Source organism: Candidatus Melainabacteria bacterium RIFOXYA2_FULL_32_9, assembly GCA_001784615.1.
In the GTDB taxonomy this organism is placed as follows: Bacteria; Cyanobacteriota; Vampirovibrionia; order Gastranaerophilales; family UBA9579; genus UBA9579.
Genome location: MFRQ01000088.1, coordinates 1 through 8,311, shown reverse-complemented (window position 1 = coordinate 8,311; position 8,311 = coordinate 1). Strand labels below are relative to the sequence as shown.

Genomic DNA, 8,311 nt, shown 5'->3' with positions numbered 1-8,311 from the left:
CAATCTGGAAATCCATAACGGAGAAACTGTTGGTCTGGTAGGAGAGTCCGGTTGTGGAAAGTCTACTACAGGCAGATGTATCATTGGATTAACAAATCCTACAGCCGGAAGCATAAAATATAATGAAATTGAGCTGGTTAATGCTGATAACAAAATCATTAAGTCATGCAGAAAAAAAATGCAGATCATTTTCCAAAATCCATATTCAAGCTTAAATCCGAGGATGACTGTAAAGAAAACCCTGGAAGAACCTTTGATTATTCATAAAACTATTCCTAAAAGCGAGATAAATAATAGAATTTCTGAATTGTTAGATATGGTTGGATTAAATCCTAATATTTTAAACAGATATCCTCATGAGTTTTCCGGGGGACAAAGACAAAGAATAGGAATAGCAAGAGCTTTAGCTCTAAAACCTGAATTCATAGTGGCTGATGAGCCTGTAAGTGCTCTTGATCTTAGTATTCAAGCACAAATAATAAATCTTCTCCAGGATCTAAAGAAAGAATTAGGCCTAACATATCTTTTTATTTCACACGATTTAGGAGTAGTAAGATATGTAAGTGACAGGGTAGCTGTGATGTATCTGGGAGAAATAGTTGAACTTGCACCTGTAGATCTTTTATATTCTAATCCACAGCATCCTTATACTAAAGCATTATTGAGTGCCGTTCCTGTTCCATCTCCTAATTCTAACTTGTCTAAAAGAATCTTATTGCAAGGAGATTTACCAAATCCTGCTAATCCGCCAAAAGGGTGTAAATTTCATACAAGGTGTAATTATTCAATGGAAATTTGTAAAACTCAGGATCCTGAATACAAAGAACTTGAAAAAGGGCATTTTGCCAAATGTCATCTATTATCCTGATTTAAAGCTTAAAAAAACCCCTTCCTTTTTAAGGAAGGGGTTTTTCAGATAGTTTAAAAATCACTTTTAGTCTTTTTATATAATCCAAGCCCAACAGGCTTAAATTTATTCAAATCACCCATAAGATTATAATTATCTTTAGTGACTTGATCTATTTTCATTCTTAGCTTTTCATTTTCTACTTTACACTTAATAAGCTCAACCACAACATCATCGATGCCTTCAAGTTTTTCATCGATAATGCTAGTTAGTCTCTTGACAATATCATCTCTTGCATCAACTACAGTATTAACAATAGCATTAAGTCCAGAATCATCACTAATAGGTTTGATAGAGCTGCCTGCAAGTGCTAAAGCAGTGCTTTCACCATTTCCTTTTTGATCAAGCACTTTCTGAGTTTTGTCATACAAGTCTTTAATCTTCTTCAAGACTTCTACATCATTTTTAAAGAAGAATATTCTTCCTGTAGAATTATCTTTTTTAGGAAAAACGCTGACTTCTTTACATAAGCGCTGTATTTCCTGATTATCAGTGTTTAAAAGCTTTCTAACTTCAGAAGGAGAAAATATTTTCTCATTATCTACAAGCTTTTGTTCCCCATTTATCTCCATAACTGTGTCCAAAGTACATTCCCCTATAAATTAAACTACTCCACTCCTTATAAACATATAAGTCTGACCAATAAAATAAATATATCACAGTATTTTTATTAAAACCTCTAAAAAATGGGCAAAACCATCCATTTTTGAAAGTTATTATCCAATTTCTTCTATAATTTAAAAACGTTAACAATCCTTTAAATTTGTCTTTTTATTAATGATAATGGCTATTAACGTTCAAAAAATTACCTGTAAAAATTAACTAATTCTAATAATCTTTTTTGAAAAACTTAATTTTTGTAAAGAAGTATTTATATATATTAAATTTTTAATAGTAATATACCGATATAACATAATAAAGAGCTTTTAAATATTGAGAATACTAAAATGAGAAAATATTCATCTAAAAAAGGTAATAATTTGTTTGAATATACACTTACAGCTTTACTTGTAGGAGCTGTAACAGGGTATTCTTTGTATTCAATAAGCCCTAGCACGTTCACAAACTTTTTTACAAGTGTGTTTTACGGCGGTTCAACATCGGGTAGTACAATTACCATTGGACCTATAGGAGAGTAGCACTATTTAAGGTTTTTGACTTTTATTTAAAGAACATTTATGCACAAATATACCTGTAAAATCATTTTCTTTATCTTCATTACATGCTTTTTTAAGTGATGATTTCATATTTTCAGAGATGTTTGAAAAAGTAGAGAAAAAGAACACAGTATCAAATTTTTTACTAATTTCATAAAGATTATCCTCGGTTATAGAAAATTTATATTCAATTATATTTATTTTGCCCTGATACTTCTGAAATTTATCAAAATAATACGAATACATAAATGGATGCCTATCTACAAAAATAGCAGTATTTTCTGCATAATTATCCATTACATATTTACTTGCTTCTCTCCATTGCTGCTTATAAGGCTGATAAAAAGTTTTATTATTATCTAAAATATTATTCCCCGGAACAAACAAAAACAATAAAAAGCTTGCCAAAGATATTATAAAGATATAAATAGTATTTTTTATCCCGATAAAAAAGGGATTCAAAGATATTAAAATTGGTATTAACAAATAAACAGGGGATAAAATCACAATAAAATATCTGGGATAGAATACAGGTACGGTTTGAGATATTAAAAATATAACCAAAACAGGAAATAATGCTAAATATAATAAAGCAATAATCGGACTTCTAAGATTTGTCTGCTTTATTTCAATAAAAAGTTCTTTTTTAATTACGCTTATGAGAATAGGGATGAGTAAGAAAATTATTAATTTCTTATTAAAAATAAAATCTAATAATAAGCTGATAGAAGTAATGTCAGGCTTTGAAATCCAAAATTGTTCGCTATTTACTACCTTAATATAAGAATACTGTGTAAAAAGCCAGGGCAAAAAAGTACAAGCAAACATTAGTATAAAAAACAGCATCTCTTTGATATGCCTTTTAACATGTAAAGAGGCAATTAACAAATAAACTAGCTGAAAAAAGATAAAGGCTGCTCCAAAATAATGCAAATATGATGTAAAAATACAAATAAACCAATAAATAATTAATTCTTTTTGACTTATTTCGGAATTATCTATCTTTTTTAATAAATCCAGCCAGTATAAGGTCGAAATTGTAGAAAATAACAAAACAAAACTATAATTTCTGGCTTCCTGTGAATAAACAATAGCAGCACTGGATAGAGCAATTAATATTGTTGAAGAAGTTGCTATATATTTATTAAATATGGTTTTAGAAAATAAATACATAAAAACTATAGCTAACACTCCAGCTATAGCACTTGGTAGTCTAATCAGGATTTCAGAGCCACCAAGAGTCGTTATCCAGCTATATAAAAACAAGGGGTATAATGGAGGGTGTAAATCATTTAATAACAATGCCTGTAGCATATCAAGATTCTTATAAATTGCAGGGAATATTACAACCAGCTCATCAAACCATAATCCCTGAATATCAAGACCATAAAATCTAACAAAAACACCTAGTAATACTGCAATAACCAGATAAAGTTTATAAGATTTAAATTTTGATAAAAAATTAATCCACACACTTAATTCTCACTAAAATAGATAATATAGCTTATTATAGACCATAAAACATTTATTATTTCCATAAAATAACAAAAAATCTCAAATCGTTGTATTGTCATCCCGAACCATGTGCTGAACTTGTTTCAGTATTGTTTCGGGATCTATCCGATTGGCAACATTGGAAAGATGCCGGATCAAGTCCGGCATGACAAAAATGGCTTCATCCCTTATGATTCTCTCAGATATTTGCCACTCATTTTTTTACCATCACCAAACATTTTTAAGTGAAATTACAAAGGAAGATCAGCTTAAAAGCTGATCTTCCTTAAAAACATATCATTAACTACACATTAGCTGATAATAAAGATTTATAAGAATTCAAAGATTCTCTATATATTTTAGAAATGACATCTTTATCTGATTGAGTTGGAGCAAGACTTAATAATAGACCTAAAGAAGGTGTTTCTAAAGCTAGATTGGTCAATTTTTCAATATCTCCTTCTGTAAAGCCTTGGTCTTTTAATTTTGAAGTTACACCCACGCTAAATAACCAGTCTTCTACTCCAAAAGCAGCTTTGTCAGCTTCATCAGGAGTGCCTTTTAGCCCTGGAACTACAGGAGATAATATGTCAGCAAGAATTTGACCTGTTACAGGGTAAATTTGTTTAATAATCGCCGGTAATAACATTGATAATCCAAGTCCATGGGATAATTCTGGTTTTACACCGCTTAATGGATGTTCAAGAGCGTGTGTAAAATGTAATAAACCATTATCAAAAGATATTCCAGCTATCAATGAAGCATAAAGCAAATAATACCTTGCTGTTAAATCATTAGGATCTTTTATAGCAGCAGGTAAATATTTACTGATTAATCTTATGGTTTCTTTTGCCAACAATATAGAATAAGGTGAAGCAACTTTTGTTGTTGCTGCTTCTACAACGTGATTCAATGCATCAATAGATACATATAAAGTTTGCTCATTAGGTAGCTTTGTCATTAAAGCAGGATCATCGATTGAGTATAAAGGATAAATGCAATCATAAGCAATAGCTGGCTTATACTCTTTTTCAGGAATACTTACAACTGCGAATCTATCAACTTCGGTTCCTGTTCCATGAGTTAAGTTAATAGTTATTACTGGAACAGCTTTTGTTGGGGTAAATTTATATTCGTATAAATCTCTTGCTGTTTTATCAGAATATTTTAATAATATTGCTGCACTTTTTCCTGCATCAATTGGACTTCCTCCACCAATTGCTAAAACCGCTTGAGCTCCAAGTTTTTCTCCAACTTTAACAGCTTCATCAACTTGGTCTACAGTTGGATTTGGGGTAACTTTGTCATAAATTTCATAATTAATGTTATTTTCTTTAAAAGCTTTCTCCGTATGTTCCCAAGCTCCTGTAATTTTATAAGAGCTTTTCCCTGATACTACCAGGATTTTACTGATTCCATTTTGAGCTAATTCCTTTACAATATCATTTATTTTGGTTATTGCACCAACTCCAAGATAAACGGTGGTTTTAGCTCTAATTTCTCTAATTTCATTAATATTTATAGCATTTTCCCACATAATTCTCTCCTATCACCTACTTGCTATAGAAATAATAACTTTTAATTAATTTTACAATAAATATAAAACCTATCCAATAATTAAAGTCCAAAATCCCTTACACTTCTAACTCTACTGGAGATTACCAATATTTAAGCTAATTTGTATTATTTCTATATAGGAAAAACTCATTTATAAAAAAGGAGTATGCAATGCCTGAATTTTATCCTCCAGAACCAGAATCAGACAAGAAATATCCCTTTGGTACAAAAGCAATATTAGCAGTATTTAAAGAAACTAAATTTCCGATAACCAGGCAGGAAATTCTGCAAAATTACGGCAACAAGGAAGTTGAGTATAAAACAGGTGAAACAATGAAAGTTAGCGAGATATTTGGTGATACCAAAGTAGATAAATTTAACTCACCCGATGATTTGGTACAGGTTTTTCACGAAAAATTATCCCAGCAATAGCTTTTTATCTGAACAAAATCTGGGAGAGACCTACTATTAATTTCAGTCTCTCCCATTGCTATCTATTATAATTTATTTAAAATTTAAAATAACTGTCTTATTGTCTATTTATATTACCTAATCCTTAATCCAGACAATTTTAAACCTTGAATTACCTATTATACTTAATTATTTATGCCGTAATAATCTTAAATCTTTTTAAAACTGTTCAAAATTTAACAGGCTAAAATCCAAACAAGGTATATACATCTAGAGGATGAGCTAAAAATATTATCAATAGATAATTTATCTTTATTAAATAGTTTTTATCAATAACAAGGGGAGATTAGGAATGAAAAAATTTATAGTTGCATTTTGTTTATTAGGAGCATTAGCTCAACCTGTTTTGGCACAACCTTTTGTTGGAGCAGCATGCCCAGTAATGCAGCAACCAGTAATGCAATGCCCAACTATGCAACCTGCTATGCCAACAGGAGCAGCGTGTCCGATAATACAACAACCAACAATGCAATGTCCTCCTGTACGACAAGCTGTACCAACAGGGGCTGCTATTCCAATAACTCCATTTTGCCCAGTCCAACCACTTCAAGCACCAACAGGTGCAGCAGCTCCAATTTGCGTACCAGTAATGCCACAACAACCGGTAATCACTCCACCACCAACTATGCCTCCAGCACCAACAGGTGGGGCAGCCCCAGCAAGAGAACCAGTTAGAGGTCTTTGGTAATAGTTAATAACAAATAAAATAAATGCAGGTTTATAACCTGCATTTATTTATTATAAAAAAGTAATGCAAAGCAAGCCCAACCGTCATAATCACTATTACGTTCATAATTTAATTCCTATAGGCTTAATACCATTTTCCTGAATATGCATTAGAAGAAGATTAAAAAACAATTTGTTATATTCCATTTGCGCTTAAAGCTCTTGCTGAACAACCCCAACTTGTATTCCAGGTACCGGAATTGCTGGTACATTGGCTTCCATCACCATTACTTCCAAAAGGATAAACTACGTAAGCCTCATTTTTTTTAACTATCCAAGCCCAGAAAAAATCTTTACCAAACATGTTCGGAGGTTTTTTACCATTTACATCAACAAAAATATATCCACATATTCCAGTTAATGAACCGCTAGTACTTTTACAAAAACCCTGTCCACTATCTCCATAAGTGAAAAAATATATAAAACTACCGCTAGGAAGAATTGCTGATGAAACACTGGCTACAGAACTATCTCAACCTTGTCTATTGTTATTTTCATACCATATATATTTTACTCCTGAGATATTTCTCCAAAGATCTTTCTTTATAAACTGCATTACATTTTCATAGCTGGCTCTCATTGTTACATCTGAAGTAAAATCAATCTCTGCATAATTGGTTTGAATAATTGTAGTAGCATTAGAAATTTCAGCAAAAACTTTTCGCCATCTCGTAATTAATTCAGTGTCACTAACTCTGTTTAATAAAGCTGGAATAGTCATAGAAGATATAATTCCAACTATGGTAAGAGTAAGTAATATTTCTGCAAGAGTAAATGCTTTTCTATTTAATTCGTTCATACATTCTTAACACAATCCAATAAAATTAATTATACATTGTCTTGCACAGTAGTTGTAGTTAGTTAGGTCAAAATTTTGACCTAACCTACAATTTAGCTACTTATGATTCATTGTATTTTTTATTAGGGGTTTTAAGTTTTATAAGATCGGAGGATAAATTAGCTTATTGCACGACAAACTGTTTTATTGCCAAAAAATTAATACTCTTTTTGCTAATGTCATTTTGTTTTAAATCAGGAATTATATAAAAAGATAATATCAATGGTTATACGCTAAATGAGACCAAAAAAGCGTTATGAAAGAGTCTAATCTAAAAAAGCAGCATACAAAACAGGCTATTAAAGAACGATTAACTCTATCTAAAGGACACAGCTATTTAGGTGATTCTATATTAGGAGCAATGGATGGAACAGTTACTACGTTTGCTATTGTGTCAGGTGCTACAGGAGCAGGGTTTAGGCCTGAAATAGCTATTATATTAGGTCTTGCAAATTTATTTGCTGATGGGTTTAGTATGGCTGCCAGTAATTTCTTGAAGACAAAATCAGATAAAGGAGTTATTGAAAAAGCAAGACGAACTGAAGAACAGCATATTAAGCAAATGCCTGAAGGAGAACGTGAAGAAGTACGACAAATCTTTCGTAAAAAGGGATTTGAAGGAGAAACATTAGAAGAAATTGTTAGTGTTATAACACAGGACCGGCAACGTTGGGTTAATACCATGCTTACTGAAGAATTAGGCCTAACATTGGAAACACCTAAACCTGTTTCAGCAGCATTATTCACTTTTTTATCATTTTGTATAGTTGGCTTTATACCTCTATTACCATTCTTAACTATGACTTATATAGAAGGCTATAACGTATTTCTTGTAAGCAGTTTATTAACTGCACTCAGTTTTTTCACTATTGGTATAACTAAAGGAGCTATTTTAAAACAAAACAAATTTCAATCAGGCTTAGAGACATTATTTATTGGGATAGGAGCAGCTTCTTTGGCTTATATAATCGGTTTATTAACAAAAGGAATCACTATATAACTTCAATTGCAGGTTAATTTTATTAAAAAATTCTCAAAGCAGCTACCCATTTGAGAATTTTTTAATTTGTTAAGTCAAGAAAGGAGAACTATATGCCAAAATCTAAAGGTCAGCAATTTCCTCCTCAACATCAAGAACAACAACCCGGTAAAACTGAAGAA

The 8,311-nt window shown here is 31.4% G+C and carries 9 protein-coding genes; 5 read left to right on the top strand and 4 right to left on the bottom strand.

Annotated elements, in window-relative coordinates; genetic code table 11:
• On the top strand, positions 1-868 hold an 868-nt coding region (locus A2255_08660), incomplete at its 5' end, for a hypothetical protein (protein OGI19911.1).
• A 53-nt stretch (positions 869-921) separates the two neighbouring features.
• Here A2255_08660 and A2255_08655 read toward each other — a convergent pair.
• Positions 922-1,491 (bottom strand): hypothetical protein, encoded by a 570-nt coding sequence (locus tag A2255_08655; GenBank protein OGI19910.1) that lies wholly within the window; start codon positions 1,489-1,491, stop codon positions 922-924.
• A 363-nt stretch (positions 1,492-1,854) separates the two neighbouring features.
• Here A2255_08655 and A2255_08650 point away from each other — a divergent pair, with 363 nt between their 5' ends.
• Positions 1,855-2,046 carry a hypothetical protein gene (locus A2255_08650; protein OGI19909.1) on the top strand — a complete coding sequence of 64 codons (192 nt, stop codon included), beginning with the start codon at positions 1,855-1,857 and terminating at the stop codon, positions 2,044-2,046.
• A 6-nt stretch (positions 2,047-2,052) separates the two neighbouring features.
• Here the strand turns inward: A2255_08650 and A2255_08645 are convergent, their stop codons facing one another.
• Complete coding sequence (locus tag A2255_08645) at positions 2,053-3,537, bottom strand: hypothetical protein (GenBank protein OGI19908.1); 1,485 nt, start codon at positions 3,535-3,537, stop codon at positions 2,053-2,055.
• 325 nt (positions 3,538-3,862) lie between these two features.
• Positions 3,863-5,095: an alcohol dehydrogenase gene (locus A2255_08640; protein ID OGI19907.1), complete on the bottom strand. Its 1,233-nt coding sequence runs from the start codon at positions 5,093-5,095 to the stop codon at positions 3,863-3,865.
• Positions 5,096-5,286: 191 nt separating this feature from the next.
• Between A2255_08640 and A2255_08635 the strand changes: the two genes are divergently transcribed.
• The gene (locus tag A2255_08635) at positions 5,287-5,547 is read left to right on the top strand and encodes a hypothetical protein (protein ID OGI19906.1); all 261 of its coding nucleotides are present in this window, start codon (positions 5,287-5,289) and stop codon (positions 5,545-5,547) included.
• Positions 5,548-5,878: 331 nt separating this feature from the next.
• Positions 5,879-6,274: a hypothetical protein gene (locus A2255_08630; protein ID OGI19905.1), complete on the top strand. Its 396-nt coding sequence runs from the start codon at positions 5,879-5,881 to the stop codon at positions 6,272-6,274.
• A gap of 510 nt (positions 6,275-6,784) precedes the next feature.
• On the opposite strand, the gene A2255_08625 is transcribed toward A2255_08630, so the two are convergent.
• Positions 6,785-7,111: a hypothetical protein gene (locus tag A2255_08625; GenBank protein OGI19904.1), complete on the bottom strand. Its 327-nt coding sequence runs from the start codon at positions 7,109-7,111 to the stop codon at positions 6,785-6,787.
• Between the two features lie 295 nt (positions 7,112-7,406).
• Here A2255_08625 and A2255_08620 point away from each other — a divergent pair, with 295 nt between their 5' ends.
• Entirely contained in the window at positions 7,407-8,150 is a 744-nt protein-coding gene (locus A2255_08620; protein OGI19903.1) for a hypothetical protein, read from the top strand.
• Positions 8,151-8,311 lie beyond the last annotated feature (161 nt).